General features: G+C 70.6%; 19 protein-coding genes. 5 read left to right on the forward strand and 14 right to left on the reverse strand.

The genetic code is table 11. The features are described 5' to 3' along the window. Nucleotides 1-29 precede the first annotated feature (29 nt). The 4 genes from ACQEXA_RS18755 to nsdA all read right to left on the reverse strand — a co-directional run bounded on the left by ACQEXA_RS18755 (nt 30) and on the right by nsdA (nt 6,075). Nucleotides 30-2,477, reverse strand: coding sequence for a [protein-PII] uridylyltransferase (locus tag ACQEXA_RS18755; protein ID WP_432933019.1), 2,448 nt, complete (start codon nt 2,475-2,477; stop codon nt 30-32). Nucleotides 2,478-2,502: 25 nt separating this feature from the next. Next, nucleotides 2,503-2,841: a P-II family nitrogen regulator gene (locus ACQEXA_RS18760; protein WP_359397163.1), complete on the reverse strand. Its 339-nt coding sequence runs from the start codon at nt 2,839-2,841 to the stop codon at nt 2,503-2,505. Beyond that, on the reverse strand, nt 2,838-4,175 hold the full coding sequence (locus ACQEXA_RS18765; protein WP_359397161.1) for an ammonium transporter: 1,338 nt from the start codon (nt 4,173-4,175) through the stop codon (nt 2,838-2,840). The genes ACQEXA_RS18760 and ACQEXA_RS18765 overlap by 4 nt, the downstream gene beginning before the upstream one ends. 424 nt (nt 4,176-4,599) lie before the next feature. Continuing rightward, complete coding sequence (gene nsdA, locus ACQEXA_RS18770) at nt 4,600-6,075, reverse strand: transcriptional repressor NsdA (RefSeq protein ID WP_432933016.1); 1,476 nt, start codon at nt 6,073-6,075, stop codon at nt 4,600-4,602. A gap of 449 nt (nt 6,076-6,524) precedes the next feature. Here nsdA and ACQEXA_RS18775 point away from each other — a divergent pair, with 449 nt between their 5' ends. Beyond that, nucleotides 6,525-7,187, forward strand: coding sequence for a bifunctional DNA primase/polymerase (locus tag ACQEXA_RS18775; protein ID WP_432933014.1), 663 nt, complete (start codon nt 6,525-6,527; stop codon nt 7,185-7,187). 104 nt (nt 7,188-7,291) lie between these two features. Here ACQEXA_RS18775 and ftsY read toward each other — a convergent pair whose 3' ends face one another. Then, entirely contained in the window at nt 7,292-8,494 is a 1,203-nt protein-coding gene (gene ftsY, locus ACQEXA_RS18780) for a signal recognition particle-docking protein FtsY (RefSeq protein WP_359397152.1), read from the reverse strand. Nucleotides 8,495-8,632: 138 nt separating this feature from the next. On the opposite strand from ftsY, the gene ACQEXA_RS18785 reads away from it, so the two are divergent. Further along, entirely contained in the window at nt 8,633-9,604 is a 972-nt protein-coding gene (locus ACQEXA_RS18785; RefSeq protein WP_432933011.1) for an LLM class flavin-dependent oxidoreductase, read from the forward strand. Between the two features lie 147 nt (nt 9,605-9,751). Here the strand turns inward: ACQEXA_RS18785 and ACQEXA_RS18790 are convergent, their stop codons facing one another. The 4 genes from ACQEXA_RS18790 to ACQEXA_RS18805 all read right to left on the reverse strand — a co-directional run bounded on the left by ACQEXA_RS18790 (nt 9,752) and on the right by ACQEXA_RS18805 (nt 16,257). After that, on the reverse strand, nt 9,752-11,170 hold the full coding sequence (locus ACQEXA_RS18790) for a sugar porter family MFS transporter (protein WP_433130605.1): 1,419 nt from the start codon (nt 11,168-11,170) through the stop codon (nt 9,752-9,754). Nucleotides 11,171-11,434: 264 nt separating this feature from the next. Beyond that, entirely contained in the window at nt 11,435-15,166 is a 3,732-nt protein-coding gene (locus ACQEXA_RS18795) for an AAA family ATPase (RefSeq protein WP_432933007.1), read from the reverse strand. Between the two features lie 226 nt (nt 15,167-15,392). Continuing rightward, a complete protein-coding gene (locus ACQEXA_RS18800; RefSeq protein WP_043444185.1) occupies nt 15,393-15,596 on the reverse strand; it encodes a hypothetical protein in 204 nt (67 codons plus the stop codon). A 379-nt stretch (nt 15,597-15,975) separates the two neighbouring features. Continuing rightward, nucleotides 15,976-16,257 (reverse strand): acylphosphatase, encoded by a 282-nt coding sequence (locus ACQEXA_RS18805; protein WP_432933005.1) that lies wholly within the window; start codon nt 16,255-16,257, stop codon nt 15,976-15,978. Nucleotides 16,258-16,399: 142 nt separating this feature from the next. On the opposite strand from ACQEXA_RS18805, the gene ACQEXA_RS18810 reads away from it, so the two are divergent. Then, nucleotides 16,400-17,374 carry a CAP domain-containing protein gene (locus tag ACQEXA_RS18810; protein WP_433130607.1) on the forward strand — a complete coding sequence of 325 codons (975 nt, stop codon included), beginning with the start codon at nt 16,400-16,402 and terminating at the stop codon, nt 17,372-17,374. A 390-nt stretch (nt 17,375-17,764) separates the two neighbouring features. Beyond that, entirely contained in the window at nt 17,765-18,064 is a 300-nt protein-coding gene (locus tag ACQEXA_RS18815; protein ID WP_432933001.1) for an antibiotic biosynthesis monooxygenase, read from the forward strand. Between the two features lie 21 nt (nt 18,065-18,085). Here ACQEXA_RS18815 and ACQEXA_RS18820 read toward each other — a convergent pair whose 3' ends face one another. Then, the gene (locus tag ACQEXA_RS18820) at nt 18,086-18,670 is read right to left on the reverse strand and encodes an N-acetyltransferase family protein (RefSeq protein WP_432939584.1); all 585 of its coding nucleotides are present in this window, start codon (nt 18,668-18,670) and stop codon (nt 18,086-18,088) included. A 159-nt stretch (nt 18,671-18,829) separates the two neighbouring features. Here ACQEXA_RS18820 and ACQEXA_RS18825 point away from each other — a divergent pair, with 159 nt between their 5' ends. After that, nucleotides 18,830-19,216: a winged helix-turn-helix transcriptional regulator gene (locus tag ACQEXA_RS18825; protein WP_432932999.1), complete on the forward strand. Its 387-nt coding sequence runs from the start codon at nt 18,830-18,832 to the stop codon at nt 19,214-19,216. Here the strand turns inward: ACQEXA_RS18825 and mutM are convergent. The 4 genes from mutM to ACQEXA_RS18845 form a co-directional block, all read right to left on the reverse strand. Beyond that, nucleotides 19,213-20,097 carry a bifunctional DNA-formamidopyrimidine glycosylase/DNA-(apurinic or apyrimidinic site) lyase gene (mutM, locus tag ACQEXA_RS18830; protein WP_432932997.1) on the reverse strand — a complete coding sequence of 295 codons (885 nt, stop codon included), beginning with the start codon at nt 20,095-20,097 and terminating at the stop codon, nt 19,213-19,215. The two genes, ACQEXA_RS18825 and mutM, sit on opposite strands and share 4 nt — an antisense overlap. 173 nt (nt 20,098-20,270) lie before the next feature. After that, nucleotides 20,271-21,086 carry a ribonuclease III gene (gene rnc, locus ACQEXA_RS18835; RefSeq protein ID WP_432932995.1) on the reverse strand — a complete coding sequence of 272 codons (816 nt, stop codon included), beginning with the start codon at nt 21,084-21,086 and terminating at the stop codon, nt 20,271-20,273. A gap of 19 nt (nt 21,087-21,105) precedes the next feature. After that, entirely contained in the window at nt 21,106-21,279 is a 174-nt protein-coding gene (gene rpmF, locus ACQEXA_RS18840) for a 50S ribosomal protein L32 (RefSeq protein WP_003951102.1), read from the reverse strand. Between the two features lie 2 nt (nt 21,280-21,281). Continuing rightward, the gene (locus ACQEXA_RS18845; protein WP_432932993.1) at nt 21,282-21,926 is read right to left on the reverse strand and encodes a YceD family protein; all 645 of its coding nucleotides are present in this window, start codon (nt 21,924-21,926) and stop codon (nt 21,282-21,284) included. Between the last annotated feature and the right edge of the window lie 47 nt (nt 21,927-21,973).

The raw sequence follows: 21,973 nt of genomic DNA on the forward strand, positions 1-21,973 counted from the left end.
GCTCCCGGGCCGGTGGAACCGGCCAGGCCTCAGGCCCGCAGCGTCTCCTCCAGCATCCGCGCCACCGTGGCCGCGTCCTCCCCCGGCAGCGGCGTACCCGTGGCAGTCGTCACATAGAAGGCGTCCACGGCGTTCGCGCCCAGGGTGCTGACATGGGCGCTGCGCACCCGTACACCCGACTTCTCCAGCGCCCGCCCGATCCGGAACAGCAGCCCCGGTGCGTCCTGGGCGCGTACCTCGATCACCGTGGCGTGCCGGGAGGCCGTGGGGGCGATCGTGACCCGGGGCGGCGGCGCCAGCACGCCCCGGCGGCGGGGGTAGGCCGCGTCCCGCTCGGCGAGGCGTGCGCCGATGTCCAGGGAACCGTCCAGGGCCCGTACGAGGTCGGCGCGCAGCCGGGCGGACTGCGGCAGCGAGCCGTACTCCGCCGCGACCCGCCAGTCGAGCAGCAGGACCGAGCCCTCGTGGACACCGTCCGGCAGGTCCAGGGCGCGCAGCTCCGCCGTGCGGACGGTGAGTCGGTGCATCGCCAGCACACCCGACACCGCGGGCAGCACCCCGGGCTGGTCCGGTACGGCGATCAGAAGCTCCACGCCGAGAGGTTCCGGTTCGCCGGAGCGCTCCTCGGACGGCGGCTCGGGCTGTGCGCGCAGGGCGAGCACAGGTCCGCCCGTACGGAACGCCTCGATAGCGAGCCGCTCCTGCTCGACAGTGGGCACGGCCGCCTCCGGAGCGGCGGGGTCGTCGCCGGCCAGCACCGCCGAGACCCGCTTGACCAGGTCGTTCACGAGCGCGCCCCGCCAGGACGACCAGGCGGCGGGCCCGGTGGCCAGGGCGTCCGCCTCGGTCAGCGCATGCAGCAGTTCCAGCGTGCTCTGCGAGCCGACTGCCTCGGCGACCGAGCGCACCGTGGCCGGATCCTCCAGGTCGCGCCGGGTGGCCGTGTCGACGAGCAGCAGGTGGTGGCGTACGAGCGCGGCGAGCACGGCGACGTCGTCGCGGTCGAAGCCGATGCGCGTCGCCACGTCCCGCGCGATGATCTCGCCCGCCACGGAGTGGTCGCCGGGCCAGCCCTTGCCGATGTCGTGCAGAAGCGCGGCGATCAGGAGGAGGTCGGGGCGGCCGACCCGGCGCGTCAGCTCGGAGGCGCGTACGGCGGTCTCGATCAGATGCCGGTCGACGGTCCAGATGTGCACGGCGTTGCGCTGGGGGCGGCAGCGCACGCGCTCCCAGTCGGGCAGCAGGCGGCTGATCAGCCCCTCGGCCTCCAGTGCCTCCCAGACCTCGACGGTCGGGCGGCCGGAGCCCAGCAGGGTGACGAGCTGTTCCCGGGCCTCGGCGGGCCAGGGCGTCGGCAGCGGGCGCCCGGTGGCGGCCATACGGCGTACGGCGTGCAGGGAGAGCGGGAGGCCGGCCTGAGCGGCGGCAGCGGCGGCGCGCAGGGGCAGCACGGGATCCCGCTCAGGGCGCGCGGCCCGGGCGAGCACCACTTCGCCGTCCTGTTCCACCACGCCTTCGGCCAGCGGGGACCGCTCCGCGACGGGCTTGCCACCGCCCAGCATGGCCCGCAGCCGAGGCCGCACAGCGCGTGACCGCAGGACACGGCTCACCTCACGCCATGTCACATCGCTCGCGTACGAGATGACCCGCGCCGCCTCGTACACCTGGCGCAGCAGCGTGTCGGCGTCCAGCAGGCCGAGCTCGGCGGCGACCTGGTCCTGCTCCTGCAGCGCCAGCCGGTCGGTGGCGCGCCCGGTGGTCAGGTGCAGCGCGTCCCGTACGTCCAGCAGCCGGCGCCGGGCGTCCGCCAGACCCTCGCGCGGGGCGTCCGCGACCCAGGAGGCGGCGACCGCGCGCAGGGCGGTGGCATCGCGCAGCCCGCCCCGGGCCTCCTTGAGGTCCGGCTCCAGCAGATATTGCAGCTCACCCTGGCGCCGGGCCCGTTCGGCGCACAGTTCCTGCAGCTCAGGCAGGCGCTTGGGGGCCTGGTTGCGCCAGTCGGCGAGGACGGCCGTCCGCAGGGCCGCGGTCAGCCCGAGGTCGCCCGCCAGGTGCCGTGCGTCCAGCAGGCCGAGCTGCACCTTGAGGTCCTCGCCCGCCGTCCTGCGGGCCTCGGACGGGGTGCGTACGGAGTGGTCGAGGTCGAGGCCCAGATCCCAGACGGGGTACCAGATGCGGTCCGCGAGGGCGGCGACCGCCTTGCTGTCGCCGCCGTCGTGCAGCAGAAGCAGATCGAGGTCGCTGCGCGGCGACAGTTCGCCGCGGCCGTATCCCCCGACGGCGACCAGGGAGACACCGCGCAGGCCCTCGGCACCCGCGGTGAACAGCTCGGCCAGCCAGCCGTCGGTCAGTGCGGCCAGGGCCGCACGGCGCGGCGGCCCGGACTGCGCCCCCTCCTGGAGGAGGCGCAGCCGGGCCGCCGCGTAGCCTCTGGGTCCCGAGCCCTCTGCATCCGTACGCACGTCCGTACTCGTCACCCGGCGACTCCTGTTCCTCGGTGCCTTACAGCGCGTCGGGGCCGCGCTCGCCGGTCCGGACCCGGACGGCCGTCTCGACCGGGAGGGACCAGACCTTGCCGTCTCCGATCTTGCCGGTACGAGCCGCCTTGACGATGACATCGATGAGCGGTTCGGCGTCGTCGTCCTCGGCCAGTACCTCGATACGGATCTTGGGGACAAGGTCGACCGTGTACTCGGCACCCCGGTAGACCTCGGTGTGTCCCCGCTGCCGACCGTAGCCGCTCGCCTCGGTGACCGTCAGACCATGTACTCCGAAGGCCTGGAGGGCCTCTTTGATCTCGTCGAGCCGGTGCGGCTTCACGACGGCGGTGATGAGCTTCATGCGTCCACCTTCTTGGTCTGCGCGGCGGTGAGGGCCGAGGCGACGCTCCCGAGGACACCGCCACCGGCGCCGCTGAAGTCGTATGCGGTCTCGGCGTGCTCGGCCTGGTCGATACCGGAGACCTCTTCGTCCTCGGGGACCCGCATCCCGATGGTCTTGTCGAGGAGGAAGGCCAGGATCGCGGAGGCGACGAGGGAGTAGGCGAGGACCGCGAAGACGCCGGCGCACTGCTTCCAGAACTGGTCGAGGCCGCCGCCGTAGAAGAGGCCCTTGACCGCGGACTGGCCCTTGCCGCTGGCGAAGAAGCCGATGAGCAGGGACCCGATGATTCCGCCGACCATGTGGACGCCGACCACATCGAGCGAGTCGTCGAAGCCGAACTTGAACTTCAGGCCGACGGCCGCGGCGCAGGCGACACCGGCGATGGCGCCGACGGCGATCGCGCCGAGCGGGGAGACCGCACCGCCGGACGGGGTGATGGCGACCAGACCGGCGACCGCGCCGGAGGCGGCACCCAGCGTGGTGAACGCACCGTGGCGGATCTTCTCGTAGGCGAGCCAGGCCAGCATGGCGGCCGCGGTGGCGATCTGCGTGTTGACGAACATCAGCGGTCCGACGCCGTCGTCGTTGCCGAGCCACGAGCCGGCGTTGAAGCCGAACCAGCCGAACCACAGGAGACCGGCGCCGAGCATGACCAGCGGGAGGCTGTGCGGACGCATCGGGTCCTTCTTGAAGCCGACGCGCTTGCCGATGACGAGGATCACGCCGAGCGCCGCCGCACCGGCGTTGATGTGGACCGCCGTACCGCCGGCGAAGTCGATCACGCCGAGGTCGAAGGCCCAGCCGCCGGTGCCCCAGACCCAGTGGGCGACCGGGAAGTACACGATCGTGACCCACAGCACCAGGAAGATCGCCCAGGCCGAGAACTTCACGCGGTCCGCCAGGGCGCCGCTTATCAGTGCGGGCGTGATGATGGCGAACATCAGCTGGAAGACGGCGAAGACGAAGACCGGGATGGTGTAGCCGGGCCAGAGGTCCATCTTGCCGATGCCGCTGAAGCCGACGAAGTCGGAGGTCCAGCCGACGACCGAGCCCCTGTCGGTACCGAAGGCCATGGAGAAGCCGTAGAGCACCCACAGGATGGTGACGATCCCGAGGCTGATGAAGCTCATCATGAGCATGTTCAGAGTGCTCTTGACGCGGACCATGCCTCCGTAGAAGAAGGCCAGGCCCGGGGTCATGAGCATCACCAGGGCGGAGCAGATGAGCATGAAGCCTGTATTGGCGGACGACAGCTTGGGTGCGTCCGCCGCAAGCATGATGGCTGGTGCCATCGGCGTCTCCTCGTCGGTTGGTACGGCCCCGTGCGGGCGAAGCCTGAGCGGTCCGGTCAGTGAGGGGTGGGCCGGTTATGCGCCATGAGATTGGCGCAGCGCCGTTTCCGTCGAAGCCCCTCGATGTTTCACCGCAGTGACGAAGGCGCCGGGAGTGTTACGCGTTGATGAACTGCAGGATGCCGACCGCGTTGATCGTTATCGTGACGCAACCTGCTGGGAATGGCATCCGCCCGGGTTCATGCGCCGGCGTCGCCGCACGTCGGCTGATCATTCGCGTGATTCCGCCCGGGTAGATCACGGAATGCAGGCCGGCCGCGACAGCCATCCGATGACCTGGCAGGGGGAGCCGAGTCGGGCAGTTCGGGATGGCGGCCGCGGCCGGGGTCGCATGGGGCCCTTCGAGTGACGGGGCCGGAAGGGGTCAGACCGCCTCGGCGGTCTCGGGCAGGTGGGTGGCGAGGTGGTCGGTCAATTCGACGATCTCGGAAAGATCACCGAAATCGCGTACAGCCGTGTCGACGGTCTTTCGGATCCGCGTGTTGACACGTTCGGACCGCACGTTCTTGGCGATTTCCATCGACCGCTTTGCCAGCACCGCGCTCTGCGCGGGCTCGCGCTGCAGGAGGTGCACGGTCGCCATGCCGATGAGGTTGAGTGCGTACGACCGCTGGTGCTCGGAGTCATCGGCGAAGAGGTCGACGGCCTTGCGCATCAGGGGCTCGGCGAGGGAGGCGTAGGCGGGGCTGCGGCCCGCGACATGGGCGAGGTCGCGGAACGAGTGGGAGTTCTCGGCGTAGAGCTCGGCCTCGGAGAAGAAACGGATCCAGTCGGGCTCGGGCTCGTCGAACTCGACCGCGTCGGCGAAGGTGTCCTCGGCCATCCGGACGGCCCGCTTGCACTTGCCGGGCTGGCCCATGTTCGCGTACGCGCGGGCCTCCATCGCATACAGCATCGCCTGGGTGCGCGGGCTCGCGCAGTCCCGGCTCCCGTACTGGGCGAGGTGGATGAGCTCCAGAGCGTCGTCGGGCCGGCCGAGGTGGATCATCTGACGGCTCATGCTGGAGAGGACGTACGAGCCGAGTGGCTTGTCGCCCGCTTCCTTGGCGGCGTGCAGTGCGAGGACGAAGTACTTTTGCGCCGTGGGCTGCAGCCCAACGTCGTAGCTCATCCAGCCGGCCAGCTCGGCCAGCTCGGCGGCGACCTTGAACAGGCGCCTGGCGGTGGCCTCGGTCTGGGGTTCCTGGAGGAGGTCGGTCACCTCGTGGAGCTGGCCGACGACGGCCTTGCGGCGCAGACCGCCGCCGCACTGGGCGTCCCACTTGCGGAACATCACCGTGGTGGTCTCGAGGAGGTCGAGCTCGGGCTTGGACAGCCGGCTCCGGCCCCGCGCGGACGGAACGGGCTCGGGCTCCTCGCGCGGGGCGGTGGGCCCGGGGACCAGCCAGCGCTGCATGGGCTCGATGAGGGCCGGGCCCGCCGACAGGGCGAGCGAGCTCCCGAGGAAGCCGCGCCGCGCCAGCATCAGGTCGCTGCGCGAGAACTCGCTGATCAGCGCCACTGTCTGCGGGCCCGTCCAGGGCAGGTCGATGCCGGACACGGAGGGTGACTGGTGGGCGGTGAGCAGCCCGAGGTCCTCGACCGCGACCACACAGCCGAAGCGCTCCGAGAACAGCTCCGACAGGATCCGCGGAATCGGCTCGCGCGGATTCTCCCCGTCGAGCCAGCGGCGCACCCGCGAGGTGTCCGTCGAGATGTGACTGGCACCCAACTGGCGGGCCCGGCGGTTCACTTGGCGTGCGAGCTCGCCCTTGGACCAGCCGCTGCGCGCGAACCAGGAGCCGAGCAGCTCGTTGGGGCGCTTGTCAGCGTTCGCACCGCTTCCGCCGTTGTCGCCCACTGGAACACCCCCATCTGTCAATCCACTTGTGCGCTGTGTGCGCAAAGCCCTACCAGAATGCCGGTGAATACGGCCCCGCGTCCGACAGTTCTCACCTCTCGAACGGGAACCGGATTGCCTCCGGCATACCCACGAGTGCGTGCATCTCCAGGAATCGTGCACTCAAAGTAATCCTACGATCACGCGCCCAGCCATGGCGATTCCAGAATCGCCACCATTCGCCACCCCTTCGAATGAACTCAACGTGGCCTGTGCGCGATTCACTTGACACATGACGGGCGGAAGCGGATGGGGCGGTGCACTCACGGGCGCGCGCCGCCCGGCGCACCACCCGGGACGCAACGGGACGCCGCCCGGACCACGCGGCGATCACCGGCGAACCCGGGACACAGAGTCACGATTTGGTTCCACCACGTAACCGCCGGTGCGTCGGACCCGTTGGAGGGGGCATGGGCTTCACGATCGGCGGCACGCGGGCGATCCGCGACATCAGGCCCGGCGCTCGGCGCCGGGGCCGCTCGTCGGAGTGCACTGCCGTGGCCGAGTACACGGGCCTGTGGGGCTGGGACGTGGTGCCCGGCGCCCGGGCGGCCGCGGGAATGTGCTCATGCGGCAAGCGGGACTGCGACGCGCCCGGCGCGCATCCGCTGGACTTCGCGCCGGCGGTGCGGGCGGGCGCCACGCTCGACGAGGCGACCGAGGCCTGGGCTGAGGTGCCCGGTGCCGCGGTGATGCTGCCCGTCGGCCGGGCGTTCGACGTGATCGAGGTCGCCGAGCCGGCGGGGCGGCGTGCGCTCATCCGGCTGGAGCGCATGGGACTCCCGCTCGGCCCGGTGACGGCCACTCCCGACGGCCGGGCCCATTTCTTCGTCGCCCCGGGCTCCGCGGCAGAGCTCCCCGAACTGCTCTACCGGATGGCGTGGGACGACACGGCCCTGGATCTGCACGCCCTGGGCCCCGGCGCCCACATCACCGCTCCGCCCTCGGACCGCGGCGGCCTCGGGCCGGTCCGCTGGCTGCGCTCCCCCGCCCTGGACTCGGCCACCCGACCGCCGGCCGCGCGCCTGCTGATCGGCACGCTCGCCTACCTGGCGCACCGCTCCCGCGTCTGACCCGGTGGCCTCGGCACAACAGAAGGGCCCCACTCCATCCGCACGATGGAGTGGGGCCCTCGTCGCGCACGGGTTCGTGACGGCCGTACGCCTCGCGGGAACCGTCAGTCGCCGATAAGCGCATCCACGAACGCTTCCGGGTCGAAGGGCGCCAGGTCGTCGGCACCCTCGCCGAGGCCGATCAGCTTCACCGGGACGCCCAGCTCGCGCTGGACCGCGACCACGATGCCGCCCTTGGCCGTGCCGTCGAGTTTGGTGAGCACGATGCCGGTGATGTCCACGACCTCGCCGAAGACACGGGCCTGGACAAGACCGTTCTGCCCGGTCGTGGCGTCGAGGACGAGCAGCACCTCGTCGAGCGGGGCGTGCTTCTCCACGACGCGCTTGACCTTGCCGAGCTCGTCCATGAGGCCGGTCTTGGTGTGCAGGCGGCCCGCGGTGTCGATGAGCACGACGTCGTAGCCCATCTCCTTGCCTTCCTTGACCGCGTCAAAGGCGACGGAGGCGGGGTCGCCGCCCTCGGGCCCGCGCACGGTGTACGCGCCGACCCGCTCGCCCCAGGTCTGCAACTGGTCGGCGGCGGCGGCGCGGAAGGTGTCGGCGGCACCCAGGACCACGGTGCGGCCGTCGGCCACGAGGACACGGGCGAGCTTGCCGGTGGTGGTGGTCTTGCCGGTGCCGTTGACGCCGACGACCATCACGATGCCGGGCTTGCTGGCCTCGGGCTCGGTGCGGACGGTGCGGTCCATGTCGGTGCGGATCAGCGTGAGCAGCTCCTCCCGCAGCAGCCCGCGCAGCTCGTTGGGCGTACGGGTGCCGAGCACCCGCACCCGCTCACGCAGCCGCTCGACGAGCTCCTGGGTGGGCTGCACACCGACGTCGGCGGTGAGCAGGGTGTCCTCGATCTCCTCCCAGGTCTCGTCGTCGAGGTGCTCCCGGGACAGGAGCGTGAGCAGCCCCTTGCCGAGCGCGTTCTGCGAGCGGGACAGCCGGGCGCGCAGCCGGACCAGACGGCCGGCTGTGGGCTCGGGGATCTCGATCGGGGGCGCTTCGACGGTGGGCGGCTCCTCGACGACCACGGGAGCCGGACCTTGCGGAAGGTCCACCTCCTCGATCGTCCGGCGCTCCTCGTCGCGCGGTGTCTCGGCCTCTTCGCCGACGTGCGGCTCGGCCGGAGGGGCGGTGATGTCGGGCGTCTTGGGGGGCGCCGGAGGCAGCGGCTTTCTGCGCCGGGTGCCGACGAGGAGCCCGCCGAGCGCGCCGATCACGACCACGGCGATGACTACAGCAAGGATGACGATGTCCATAACGCGTCCCAGTATGCGCGACCGGCCACCGGGCCGTTCGGCGGCGGCTCCGGGGTGCGCACACCTGGTTATCTGATGCCTCGTCAGATACGGTCCTCCCTGCACACCCGCCCGGCGAACGCGAAGGGGGCTCCTCGCATGCCCGTCACGGTCGTACGTTTCAACCTGGTCGAGCCCGGTGCGACCCGCGCCTCGCTCGGCGCCCGCTACCGGGCGGCCGTGGAGATGGCCGCGTACGCCGACGAGCGCGGGATCACCACGGTGCAGACGGAGGAACACCACGGGGTGGCGAACAACTGGCTGCCCTCGCCCCTCGCCTTCGCGGGCGCCGTCTTCGGCGCGACCCGGCGTGTCGCGGTCACCGTCTCCGCCTTCATCGGTCCGCTGCACGATCCGCTGCGGCTGGCCGAGGACATCGCCGTACTCGATCTGCTCAGCGGCGGCCGGCTGGTCACCGTCGCCGGGATCGGCTACCGGCCCGAGGAGTACGCCCTCTTCGACGTCGACTGGACGCGGCGCGGGCAGCTCCAGGACGAGCTGCTGGAGACCCTGCTCAGGGCCTGGACCGGCGAGGAGTTCACCTACCGCGGCCGTACCGTGCGCGTCACCCCGCGCCCGTACACCAATCCGCACCCCCTGCTGCTGGTCGGCGGCTCCTCGAAGGCGGCGGCGCGCCGTGCCGCGCGGCTCGGCCTGCCGTTCTTCCCCAGCGCTCACCTGCCGGAGCTGGAGGCGTATTACAAGGAGCGGCTCGTGGAGTACGGCACCGAGGGCTGGACCATGATGCCCGCCGCCGAGACTCCCCTGCTGCACATCGCCGAGGACCCGGAGCTGGCGTGGGCGCACTACGGCGAGCACTTCCTGCACGAGGCGCGTACCTACGCCTCCTGGCAGTCCGGAGACGTCCGCTCGGCGGTGAAGTCGGCCGCCACGACGGTGGACGAACTGCGCGCGGAGGGCGTCTACCGGATCCTGACGCCCGACGACTGCGTCGCGCTGGGCCTGGACAACCACGTCCTGCACCCCCTGGTCGCCGGGATGCCCCTCGACGAGGGCTGGCGCAGTCTGCATCTGTTCTGCGAGCAGGTACTGCCCCGGCTGGCGGACTGATCCTCGTTCGCCACCGCTGACGGGCAGGGGCGAGCGGAGCCGCACCCGACACCGCCGCCCGGCTCGGGCGACCGAGCCGGGCGGCGGTGGGTCCGAGGAGAGGGGCAGCGGGGACTTGACCCTTCTCCTCGAGCTCGAAGCGACGGGTCAGCCCATCTCCTCCAGCGCCTTGCCCTTCGTCTCCTTCACGAACTTGAGAACGAACGGAATGGAGAGCGCGGCGAAGACCGTGTAGATCACGTAGGTCGCGGACAGGTTCCAGTCGGCCAGCGACGGGAAGCTCGCGGTGATGGCCCAGTTGGCGATCCACTGCGCGGCGGCGGCCACACCCAGGGCGGCGGCACGGATCTTGTTCGGGAACATCTCGCCGAGCATGACCCAGACGACCACACCCCAGGACAGGGCGAAGAAGAGCACGAACACATGGGCGGCGATCAGGGCGACCCAGCCCTGGGTGGCCGGCAGCTTTCCGTCGACCAGGTGGTGCGAGAACGCCCAGGCCTCCAGGGCGAGGCCGACCACCATGCCGACCGAACCGATGATGGCGAGGGGCCGGCGGCCGATGCGGTCCACGAAGATCATCGCGATCACGGTGCCGACGATGTTGATGATCGACGTCGTGAACGAGTAGAAGAACGAGTCCTTCGGGTCGACGCCGACCGACTGCCACAGCGTCGAGGAGTAGTAGAACGCGACGTTGATGCCGACGAACTGCTGGAAGACCGACAGGCCGATGCCGACCCAGACGATCGGCTTGAAGAAGAAACCGCCGCCGAGCAGGTCCTTGAAGGTGGACTTGTGCTCGCTCTTCATGGCGTGCTCGATCTCGGCGACGCGCGCGTCCAGGTCGGCGTCCTTGCTCTCGACCTCGGCGAGGATCTCCCGGGCGCGCTCATGCTTGCCGACGGAGAGCAGGAAGCGCGGGGACTCGGGGATGGCGAAGGAGAGCATGCCGTAGAGGACCGCCGGGATCACCATCACGCCGAGCATGACCTGCCAGGCCTCGAGACCCATCAGCCGGCCGCGCTGGTCGCCGCCCGCCGCGTTCAGCAGGCCCCAGTTGACCAGCTGCGAGATGGCGATACCGACGACGATCGCGGCCTGCTGGAAGGAGCCCAGCCGGCCGCGGTAGGCGGGCGGGGCGACCTCGGCGATGTAGGCGGGGCCGATCACGGAGGCCATGCCGATGGCGAAGCCGCCGATGATGCGCCAGAAGGCGAGGTCCCACAGGGCGAAGGGCAGCGCGGAGCCGACGGCGCTGATGGTGAAGAGGACCGCGGCGATCTGCATGCACCGGATGCGGCCGATGCGGTCGGCTATCCGGCCCGCGGTGGCGGCGCCGATGGCGCAGCCGATCAGGGCGACGGCGATGACCTGGGCCAGCGCTGCGGAGCCGATGTCGTAGCGGCCCCGGATGGCCTCGACGGCGCCGTTGATCACGGAACTGTCGTAGCCGAAGAGAAAGCCGCCCATCGCGGCCGCCGCCGCGATGAAGATGACGTGCCCGAGATGTTCGGGGTGAGCCGTCCTGGCTTCTGTCTGAGGTGCCTGCGCTGTGCTGGTCACGTGTGTAACTCCTCGGGCCACCGGCAACGCCGCCGGGGGTGGGGGCGAGCCCTTTCAGGGCATGGGTGGCATCCAAGTACCCAGGGAGCACCTGTCCACGCCGCTCACACCTGAAGGTAAAAGCAACGCCGCAGAGACTATGCGTTCAAGTTTCGAAGTCAAAAGCCGGTGAGTCTGTGGCTAGGCCCGAAAACGATCTGCACTTGCGTTCAGATGTTGAAGTCTTGAGAAGATGCAGGTCAGAACGGTGTACGTCGCATCTATCTATCGCAGCCGCTGGGAGATGACCTTCGACACACCGTCGCCCTGCATGGAGACGCCGTAGAGCGCGTCGGCGACCTCCATCGTGCGCTTCTGGTGCGTGATCACGATCAGCTGCGAGGCCTCCTGCAGCTCCTGCATGATGCGGATCAGCCGCTGCAGGTTGGTGTCGTCGAGGGCAGCCTCGACCTCGTCCATCACGTAGAACGGGCTCGGCCGCGCCTTGAAGATGGACACCAGCAGGGCCACGGCGGTCAGCGACCGCTCGCCGCCCGAGAGCAGGGACAGGCGCTTGACCTTCTTGCCCGGGGGCCGCGCCTCGACGTCGACGCCCGTGGTGAGCATGTTGTCCGGGTCGGTCAGCACAAGCCGCCCGTCGCCGCCCGGGAAGAGCCGACTGAAGACGCCCTCGAACTCCCGTGCAGTGTCCCGATACGCCTCGGTGAAGACCTGCTCGACGCGCTCGTCGACCTCCTTCACCACCTGAAGCAGGTCGGCCCGGGTCTTCTTGAGGTCCTCCAGCTGCTCGCTGAGGAACTTGTGACGCTCCTCCAGCGCCGCGAACTCCTCCAGGGCCAGCGGGTTGACCTTGCCGAGCTGCTGGTACGCCCGCTCGGCGGCCTTGAGCCGCTTCTCCTGCTCGGCGCGGACGAACCGGCGGGGCTGATTGCGCGGGTGCTCGGGGTCCTCGGGCAGCTCCTCGCCCTCGGCGGGCGGCGAGGGCGGAACCAGTTTGTCGGGGCCGTACTCGGCGATCAGACCCGCCGGTTCGACACCGAGTTCCTCCAGCGCCTTGCCCTCCAGCTGCTCGATACGCAGCCGTTTCTCGGCACCGAGCACCTCACCCCGGTGGACGGAGTCCGTGAGCTTGTCGAGCTCGGCCTTGAGGTCGCGGCCCTCGGAGCGCGCCGCGGCGAGCTCCTGCTCGCGGCGGGCTTTCGCGGCCTCCGCGGCGACGCGCTCGGCCTGGGCCCGGCCGAGGGACACCTCGACATGGGCGAGGAGCTGCCGGGCACCGAAGGCGACGGCCTCCGCGACGGCGGCCTCGTGCCGCAGCCGGGCCCGCCGCTGCTCGGCACGCGCGCGTGCCTCGCGTTCGGCACGGGCGCCCCGGTCCAGGGAGTCAGCCCGTCCGGCCAGGCCCTTGACCCGCTCCTCGTGCGTACGGACCTGGAGCCGGGCCTCCATCTCGGTCTGGCGCGCGTTCGCCCCGTCCGCGGCGAGCCGGTCGCGTACAAAGGTGTCGGGCTCCTCCTCGACTGGCATCTCCTCGGCGACGGCGAGCCGCTCGGCGAGTTCCTCCACTTCGCCCAGAGCCCTCTCCAGGGCCTCCTGCGCCCGGGCCGCGGCGGCGGTGGAACGCTCGGCCTCTCCGGCGGCGCCCCGCGCCTGCCCGGCCAGCCGTCCCAGCTGCTGGGCGACGGACGACTTCTCGCGCTCGGCCGCACGCCGCCGCTCCCCCAGCTCCTCCACACCGGCGGCGCACTCCTTGCGGCGCTCCCCCGCGAGCCGCTGCTCCTCGGTCAGCTCCTCGCACCTGACGGCGAGTTCCGCGAGCTCGGCGGCGGCCTCGTCGACGGAGGCCTGCACCTCCAGCAGGCTCGGCGCCCCGGCCGATCCGCCCTGTGCGAAATGCGCCCCGAGCAGGTCGCCCTCGGCGGTGACGGCGGTCAGTCCGGGCCGCGCGTAGACGAGTTCCTCGGCGTCCTCGAGGGTGCCGACCACGACGATGCCACGCAGCAGCCGCCGCACGGCGGGCATCAGAGCGGCGGGCCCCCGGACGAGGTCGGCCGCGAAGGGCGGCCCGTCCGGGGAGGAGAACCCGGGCACGCCGCCCAGGGCGCCCCCCGCTGCGGGAACCTCGTCGTCATGGGTGCCGACGGTGGGCTGCCCAAACGATCCGGCACCGGCCGCCGGCGAGGGGGCGCCGCCCGGCCTGTCGGTCTCTCCGGTCCCCCGCGGGTTCTCCGCGGCGCCCGCACCCGGGCCCTGGGCCTCGTACGGGGGCTCCTCGGGTGCACCCGCCAGCAGCAGCGCCGCCCGCCCCGCGTCCTGCTTGCGCAGCATCCTGATCGCCTCGGCCGCCCCGGCCGGGCTCGTCACGGCGATCGCGTCAGCGGCGGCACCGAAGGCGGCCGCGAGCGGCACCTCGTATCCCGGGGTCACCGTCAGCAGTTCGGCCGCCGGTCCGAGAAGTCCGGAAAGGCGGTCCTTCGCGCCGAGCAGGGCGCCCGAGCCGTCCTTGCGGCGCAGGCCCAGCGCGAGTGCCTCGTGGCGGGCGGCGACCGCGGCGCGCCGACGCTCGGCGGTGGTGGCCGCCTCGCGGGCCGCCGACAGGGCCGCCTCCGCCTCGGCGAGGGTCCTCTTCGCCGCCTCGTGCTGCTCGGCCAGGTCCGCGTCTCCGGCGTCGAGACCGTCGACCTCGGCCTTGAGGGCTTCGTACTCCTCCTGGGCGGCGACGGCACGCTCCTGCGCCTCGTCGCGGGCGGCGGCCAGACGGTCGATCTCGGCCTGGGCGGAGGCGGCGCGGGAACGGGCCGCGTTGACCTGGCCGTTGAGCCGGGCCAGGCCCTCGCGGCGGTCGGCGATGGCGCGGGCCGCGTCCTTCAGACGCCGCTCCTCGATCGCCAGTTCGCGTTCCAGTTCGGCGCGGTGCGCGACGGTGTCGTCCAGCGCGCGCTGCGCCGCATCGAGGGCCGCCTCGAGCTCGGCCTCCTGCTCGCGGATACGCGCGGCCTCGCGTTCCATGTCCTCGGGGTCGCGGCCCCGCCGCTCCTCCGGCGGCGCGGAGGTCGCGCTCTTGACCCGGGCGTCGGCCAGAGAGATCGTGCCGCGCACTCGCTCGGCGAGCTGCGACAGCTCGTACCAGGTCTGCTGGGCGCGCTGCAGACGGGGCGTCAGCCGCCGTACCTCGTCCTCCAGGAGTCCCTCGCGCTGCAGCGCCTTCTTCAGTTCGCCCTCGGCGGCCTCCTTGCGCTCCTTGAGCGCGGCCTCGTCGGCGATCTCGGCCTTGAGCGCCTCTCGCAGCCGGACGAGGTCGTCGGCGAGCAGGCGCAGCCGGGCGTCTCTGAGGTCGGCCTGTATCACGGCCGCCCGTCGGGCCACCGCAGCCTGCCGACCGAGCGGCTTGAGCTGACGGCGCAGCTCGTCGGTCAGGTCCTGGACGCGGGCGAGGTTCGCCTGCATGGCGTCCAGCTTCCTGAGGGCCTTCTCCTTGCGCTTGCGGTGCTTGAGGACGCCTGCCGCCTCTTCGATGAAGGCGCGGCGGCCCATGGGGTCGGCGTGCAGGACGGAGTCGAGCTGCCCCTGGCCGACGATCACGTGCATCTCGCGGCCGATGCCGGAGTCGGAGAGGAGGTCCTGGATGTCGAGCAGCCGGCAGGTGTCGCCGTTGATCTGGTACTCGCTGCCGCCGTTGCGGAACATGATCCGCGTAATGGTGACCTCGGCGTACTCGATGGGGAGGGCCCCGTCGGAGTTGTCGATGGTCAGGGACACCTCGGCGCGGCCGAGCGGCGGGCGCCCGGTGGTGCCGGCGAAGATGACGTCCTCCATCTTGCCGCCGCGCAGCGACTTGGCCCCCTGCTCGCCCATCACCCAGCTGAGTGCGTCCACGACATTGGACTTGCCCGAGCCGTTGGGGCCCACGACACACGTGATACCGGGCTCGAACCGGAGCGTGGTCGCCGAGGCGAACGACTTGAACCCACGGAGGGTCAGGGCCTTGAGGTGCACGCCGCTGGACTCTACCTTCCGCCCGGTGTCTCACTGCATGAACCCGCGGTTTCACCCCTGAACGTGCAGGGCACACCATCCGTTAAAGAGAGCGGAAAGGATGCGCGGGGGCAAAGAAAGAAAAGAAAGAAGGGACGCCGAGGCGTCCCTTGCAACTCTGACAACTGAGCGGTTGATACGGGCAGCCGAACCACTGCGTGTGCTGTCGGGTGGAGCGGTGCAGTGATCAGGTGAGCGCAGGCTCCGCCTGGTGTGCGTCGATGCTCTCCATGATCCTGTCGTGAGAAGCGGCAGCCGTCAGCGCGTCGTTCTCCGCCTGGATTCGTACGAGCTCGGACTCGAGCTCCTGGACGCGCTGCTGGAGCCGTCGCATCTCGGCGAGGAGTCGAGGGTCGGAGCCGCCGACGTAACCGAGAAGCGCCTTTGCCATGATGGATGGTCCTCCACACTGAGTGACCGACCGATGCGGTGTGGGTCGTGAGGGAATTCGCACCCGCGGTGCTTGGCACTCTTGAGTTTTGCGCCGTTCTTACATGCCAAACAGCTAAGGTGCGCGGGGCTTTCAGCGTCTCACCAAAAAGTTTGACGGTCAACACGATCACGCCCTGCATTGGAGGGCGACCCGGGGGCGCGCGGCCCTGGACGGGCTGCGCTGCGGCTCCTGCGGGCCCCTGAGGGCGTGGAGATCATCCTTACCGGCGGAGCCTGCCACGGCAAGCGATTCTTGGCAACCACCAGGCCCTTTCTGCTCACAGTGGGTGCCAAGGGCGTGCCCTTCCGCTTCCGCGGGCCCGACCCGGGGTCCGGACTCAGCGGACGGAGAAGCCCTCGTAGCACCCGCGAGGCGTGTCCCAAATCTCAGTGACTCCGTCCACACGTCCGGGTGTGTCGTCGCCCCGCAGCCAGTCCAGCAGACCCTCGCAGCCTTCCCGCGCACCCTCGACGACCACTTGGACCCGACCGTCGTCCAGATTGACGGCGAAACCGCTCAGGCCGCCGATCTCCAGCGCCTTGGCCCGGGTGAACCAGCGGAAACCCACACCTTGGACACGTCCGCGCACCCACGCGACGAGCCGTGCTTCGTCGTTCATGGGTGCACGCTAACCGGCCAATGTCACACCAGGCACTTCCTCCCCTTGCGCCATGCGGTAGCGTCCCCACTCATATGAATCTCATGTGAAACTCACTCGATCGTGTGAGTTGCGCTGACCGGAAGACCAGGAAGGCCAGCAGATGGGACGCCACCGACGCTCCGCCGCCGGACGCGCCGCCACGGGGGGCCGCGCCACCGAAGTCACGCAGAAGCACCAGCCCCAGCCCCCCGCGGAGGGGTACGGCCCGGAGAACCTCTACGGTTTCGCCGCGGTTCTGGAGGCGGAGCGACTTGCGACCCGATCGCACCGCAAGAAGAGGGCCGCGACGCCGGTCCGTACGGGCCTCCTCGGCGTCTCCGCGGCCGTCGCGCTCGGCACCGTGGCGATCGCCGCCGGGGTACTGCCGGGCAGCAACCACTTCACCGTGAGCGGGGACTCCGGCGACGTACAGGCCGGGGGCACCAGCCCGTCGGGCTTCGCGACCGAGCAGGGCGGGACGAACGGCACCGCGGACGGCGGCCGCGAGTCCACCTCCACGAGCCGTGACGCCGACCGGACGACCACGCCGACCACGGCCCCTTCGGCCCCCGCCTCCCCGGCGGCGTCGGCGCCCGCGCAGGAGCCCTCGCAGTCTCCGTCCCCGACGGCGACGCAGACGGCCCCGGCTGCCCCGCCGGCGCAGAAGGAGAAGACGAAGGAGCCCAAGGCCACCCCGCCCGGGCATGCGACAACCCCCGAGTCCGCGGCCGAGACCGAAGTGCTCAAGCTGGTCAACCAGGAGCGGGCCAAGGTGGGCTGCAGCCCCGTGACCCCGAACGGCACCCTGCGCAAGCTCGCACAGACGTTCAGCGAGGACATGGCCGCGCGGAACTTCTTCGACCACACCGATCCCAGCGGCCAGGACCCCTGGGACCGTGCGGCCGCGCTCGGCATAACCGACCTCGGCGGCGAGAACATAGCCCGTGGCCAGGCGACCGCCCAAGAGGTGATGGACGCCTGGATGAACAGCCCCGGCCACCGGGCGAACATACTGAACTGCGACTTCCAGACCCTGGGCGTCGGCGTCCACTACGGGGCCGGCGGACCCTGGTGGACACAGGACTTCGGGTACTGAGAACTCCGCAGGGTCAGCGCCCTCTGAAGTCCCCTGGGCCGCCTCGGGGCCGTCATCGGTGGCTCTCTCGTCACCGAAGACGGCATCGACGGCGGCCCGCGTACACGTCACGCTGGACGGCATCAGGTGATGCTCTCCCCCGCGTCCAGGAGTACGGACGCGCAACAGTGCCGTAGCGCGTGCATTCCGTTGTCCCGCCTGTCGCCACAGCAGCAGCGCGGAGTGCAGGACGCCGCTGCCGATCGTCAAGCACCCGTCATCGCTTCGCCCCGCCGACCTCGGTTCATCCCATCCTGGGCAGGCCACCGGCCAGAGGCGCCAACGCCCGCGGTACGGTGCTGGTCCGATCAAGGAAATGATCACTGGGCGGATGAAAGAAGAGGTCGCGTCATGTTTGCGGTCATCTACCGGTGGCGCCTACGTCAAGGCAAAGAGCAGCAGTTCGCATCGAGTTGGCACCGGATGACAGAGGAAATCCACAACCAGTGCGGCAGCTATGGATCCCGCCTGCACCAGGCCTATGACGGTACCTGGGTCGCGTACGCACGCTGGCCGGACGCCTCAGCCCGCGAGCGGTGCCAGGGCGTCGATCCAGAAGCCCTTTCATCGATGCGTGAGGCGATCGCGGAGTCCTTCCCTGAGATTCGCTGCCATGTGATCGACGATCTGCTCGCCGAACCGCTCGGCTAACCGACGCCGCAGGTCAGCTCCCTATGAGTCTCCGCCCGGGACAGTCCGTCCCCGGCGGAGGTCCAGCATGTAGAAGACCTTGTCGTAGCGGCGCTCGCCGACGGCGACGAAATCGGGCAGACGGCCGTATTCGGTGAAGCCCAGCGACCGGTAGAGGCGCAGGGCATTGCTGTTGTCGCCACGGGCGTCCAGGGTGAGGACTTCGATATCCGCCCGCCGGGCGTCAGCGATCAAGGCGGCGGTCAGCGCCCGGCCGACCCCGCGCCCATGGGCGGCGGCATCCACCGCGATCTTCTCCAGATCGGCGTGGGGCCGGTGGGTCGGTCGGGCATAGCGCAGCCAGTACCCCAGTCCGACCAGCCGACGGTCGAGGTATGCGGCACGCAGGGACCCGTCCCCGGTCTTTGCTGCACTCACGACGTGGTCCAGGAGTTCCGCCACCTCGAGGAGTGGGGGTGGTTCGACCCAGCCGAGCGCGGCGCCCCGGCCGACCAGGTCCGCAAGGATCCGGTGGGCAGACTCCGCGAAGCGCGCCTCGAGCTCCGGGTCGGAGGTCAGCTCCGTCGCGTCCAAGACGGCCGGCTCGGCCCTTCCACCGCTGATCATGGGCATATTCACAGCCAGGAGCCTATCCAGAGGTCAGCCGAGCACCTTACTGACCCACATTCGCGCATTTCGCCGCGACGTCTCCCGCGCACGCAGGAGGCGCTTTCCCTTGGTTAGTGCAACCTGTCGGCCAGCGCTGTGGTCGCGTACGCTTCCGGCATGACCACCGCGCCGGAGCAGGACCTCCCGTACGACGTGTTCTCCAAGGCGTGCCCCTCTCGCGGCACGCTTGAGCACGTCACGGGACGCTGGGGGGCGCTCACGCTCGGGGCGCTGTACGAGGGCTCGTTCCGGTTCAACGAGCTGCGTCGCCGGGTCGCCGGCGTCAGCGAGAAGATGCTGTCCCAGACCCTGCACGCACTGGAGCGCGACGGTCTTGTGCACCGCGAGGCCCAGCCCACGAACCCGCCGCGGGTGGACTACGAACTGACCCCGCTGGGCCGTGAGGTCGCCGAGCAGCTGCTGAGCCTCATCCACTGCGTGGAGGGGCGCATGGACGAGGTGCTCGAGGCCCGCCGCCGGTACGACGAGACACGAGCCGGTTAGCCGTTCTCGCCCCGCGTCGGCGCGGCCGGCAGGCGCGGAGCGCGCTGGCACTTCGGGCAGAAGTAGCTGGACCGGTTCATCCAGGGGCGGCGGCGCATCGGCATGGCGCAGCGCCGGCAGGGCAGCCCCTCGCGGCCGTACGCGTCCAGCGACCGGTCGAAGTAGCCCGACTCCCCGTTGACGTTGACGTAGAGGCTGTCGAAGCTCGTGCCGCCCACGGCGAGCGCGGCGTTCATGACGTCCCTTACGTGGCCGAGGAGTTCGGCGGTGCGGGGCCGGGTGAAGTTCGCCGTGGGGCGTTCGTAGTGGACGCTGGCGCGCCACAGGGCCTCGTCCGCGTAGATGTTGCCGACGCCGCTGATCAGCGACTGGTCGAGCAGGGCCCGTTTGATGGTCGTGCGCTTGCGGCGCAGCGCCTGGTGGAAGGCCTCGTCGTCGAAGAGCGGATCGAGGGGGTCGCGGGCGATGTGCGCGATGACGTCGGGCAGCCCGTCGGCGGTGGTGTCGTGCAGCGAGAGACCGCCGAAGGTGCGCTGGTCGACGAAGCGCAGTTCGGTACCGAGGGCGTCGTCGAACCGGAGCCGGATGCGGAGGTGCTTCTCTTCCGGGGCCTCGTGCGGCTGGACGAGGAGCTGGCCGCTCATGCCCAGGTGGGCCAGGATCGCCGAGCCGGTGGTCTCCACCGGAACCCAGAGGTACTTGCCGCGACGGCTGGGCGTGCCGAGGAGCTGACCCTTCAGCCGGTGCGCGAAGTCCTCGCCGCCCGCGGTGTGCCGGCGGACGGCACGCGGGTGCAGCACCTCGACGTCGGCGACGGTCCGGTGGGCGACCCAGCGCTCCAGCCCACGCCGCACGACTTCGACCTCGGGCAGCTCGGGCACGGGGCTCCTCCGAAAGGGTGAACAGGGGCGACGTCCGCAGAGTACCTCGTGATCAAGGCCCCCCGGAGGGCTCCTGAGGCGGGCCCAGACGGACGCGGTGCGGCCTCGGCAGGGCCTCAGGATGCGGAACGCGCCCCGGCATGTGTGCCGGGGCGCGTTCCGTGATGAAGGATTCAGGCCGTCGCCTGGGCGGAAGCCGTGTCGGTGCCCCCGTCGGGGGACGACTCCGCCTCGGCCGCCGCCTTCGCGCGTTCGTCGGCGGCGGCACGGATGGAGCGCCAGGCCGACTCCGCGGCCTGCTGTTCCGCCTCCTTCTTGCTGCGGCCGGTGCCGGTGCCGTACGAGACGCCTCCGACGCGGGCGGCAGCAGTAAAGGTCTTCTCGTGGTCCGGGCCGGTCTCCGTGACCAGGTACTCGGGCACGCCGAGTCCCTCGGTCGCGGTCAGCTCCTGGAGGCTGGTCTTCCAGTCCAGGCCGGCGCCGAGATTCGAGGACTTCTCGATCAGCGGGTCGAACAGGCGGTGCACCAGCTCCGCCGCCGAGTCCAGGCCCTGGTCGAGATAGACAGCGCCGATCACCGCTTCAAGGGTGTCGGCAAGGATGGACGCCTTGTCCCGGCCGCCCGTGCCTTCCTCGCCCCGGCCGAGCCGGATGAAGGAGCCCAGGTCGAGCCCGCGGCCCACCTCCGCCAGCGCACGCGAGTTGACCACCGCGGCCCGCAGCTTGGCCAGCTGGCCCTCGGGCAGGTCGGGGTGGGTGCGGTACAGCGTGTCGGTGACGACGAGGCCGAGGACGGAGTCCCCGAGGAACTCCAGGCGCTCGTTCGTCGGCAGACCGCCGTTCTCGTACGCGTAGGAACGGTGGGTGAGCGCACGCACCAGAAGGGCGGACTCGAGCTTGTAGCCGAGCCGCCCTTCCAGAAGCGTGTGGGACGAGGCTGTGTTGTCCGCCTTCTTCCTGGCGTTTGGATCCGCCTTGGCGTCAGACATCAGACCTCTCACCAGCCGCTCAGACCTCGAGGACCTGGCGCTTGTTGTAGGTGCCGCACGAGGGGCACGCAATGTGCTGCTGCTTGGGCTCGTGGCAGCGCTCGCACGCAACCAGAGTGGGGACCGCAGCCTTCCACTGCGACCGGCGGTGGCGCGTGTTGCTGCGCGACATCTTCCGCTTCGGAACAGCCACGGCTACTTCTCCTGCTTCTCGTCGACGCCCGCTTCGGCGCCGCTCATCTCGTCCTTCTCGCCGTCCTTCATGGTGCCGGCGAGTCCCTGCAGTGCCGCCCAACGGATGTCGACGGCGTCGTGGTGGTGGTCCGGGTCGTCCGCGAGCCGTGCTCCGCACTCGGAGCACAGACCCGGGCAGTCTTCCCGGCACACCGGCTGCATCGGCAGTGCGAGCACCACCGCATCGCGCAGCAGAGGTTCGAGGTCGAAAAGTCCGTCCTCGAGGAAGAACCTGTCCTCGTCGTCCTCGGCGTCGTCGCCCGGTTCCGTGATCACACGGCCCCGGTCGTCGGCGTCAGGGTACGAGAACAGCTCCTGGAATTCCGCTTCGAGCTCCAGCTCCAGCGGCTCCAGACACCTTACGCACTCCCCCTCGGCCGATGCACGGGCGGTGCCTGTGACGAGCACCCCCTCCATGACCGACTCGAGCCGGAGTTCGAGCTCCACCGAGGCCCCTTCGGGCATCCCGATGACACCCTGGATACCCAGGTCCTTCGGGGCGTCGACCGTGCGGGTCAGGCGCTGCAGCGCACCAGGACGCCGCCCCAGCTCGTGCGTGTCGAACACGAGGGGGTTGCGGTGGTCGAGGCGGGCGTTCAGGGCCATTCCTGCTTTCGGTCTTCGAGTCCTGGGTCTTCAAGACTCGGAAGGGA

The sequence above is a fragment of the Streptomyces sp. CA-106110 genome, assembly GCF_050936285.1.
In the GTDB taxonomy this organism is placed as follows: domain Bacteria; phylum Actinomycetota; class Actinomycetes; order Streptomycetales; family Streptomycetaceae; genus Streptomyces.

Excerpts from the sequence above, each read along its gene's own strand:
- ACQEXA_RS18785 (WP_432933011.1), top strand. The coding sequence starts at position 8,633 with ATGCCCGTCACGGTCGTACGTTTCAACCTGGTCGAGCCCGGTGCGACC.
- ACQEXA_RS18760 (WP_359397163.1), bottom strand. The coding sequence starts at position 2,841 with ATGAAGCTCATCACCGCCGTCGTGAAGCCGCACCGGCTCGACGAGATC.
- ACQEXA_RS18775 (WP_432933014.1), top strand. The coding sequence starts at position 6,525 with ATGGGCTTCACGATCGGCGGCACGCGGGCGATCCGCGACATCAGGCCC.
- ACQEXA_RS18805 (WP_432933005.1), bottom strand. The coding sequence starts at position 16,257 with ATGAACGACGAAGCACGGCTCGTCGCGTGGGTGCGCGGACGTGTCCAA.
- ACQEXA_RS18810 (WP_433130607.1), top strand. The coding sequence starts at position 16,400 with ATGGGACGCCACCGACGCTCCGCCGCCGGACGCGCCGCCACGGGGGGC.
- ftsY (WP_359397152.1), bottom strand. The coding sequence starts at position 8,494 with ATGGACATCGTCATCCTTGCTGTAGTCATCGCCGTGGTCGTGATCGGC.
- rnc (WP_432932995.1), bottom strand. The coding sequence starts at position 21,086 with ATGTCTGACGCCAAGGCGGATCCAAACGCCAGGAAGAAGGCGGACAAC.
- ACQEXA_RS18765 (WP_359397161.1), bottom strand. The coding sequence starts at position 4,175 with ATGGCACCAGCCATCATGCTTGCGGCGGACGCACCCAAGCTGTCGTCC.
- ACQEXA_RS18845 (WP_432932993.1), bottom strand. The coding sequence starts at position 21,926 with ATGGCCCTGAACGCCCGCCTCGACCACCGCAACCCCCTCGTGTTCGAC.
- ACQEXA_RS18815 (WP_432933001.1), top strand. The coding sequence starts at position 17,765 with ATGTTTGCGGTCATCTACCGGTGGCGCCTACGTCAAGGCAAAGAGCAG.
- ACQEXA_RS18825 (WP_432932999.1), top strand. The coding sequence starts at position 18,830 with ATGACCACCGCGCCGGAGCAGGACCTCCCGTACGACGTGTTCTCCAAG.
- ACQEXA_RS18800 (WP_043444185.1), bottom strand. The coding sequence starts at position 15,596 with ATGGCAAAGGCGCTTCTCGGTTACGTCGGCGGCTCCGACCCTCGACTC.
- ACQEXA_RS18820 (WP_432939584.1), bottom strand. The coding sequence starts at position 18,670 with ATGATCAGCGGTGGAAGGGCCGAGCCGGCCGTCTTGGACGCGACGGAG.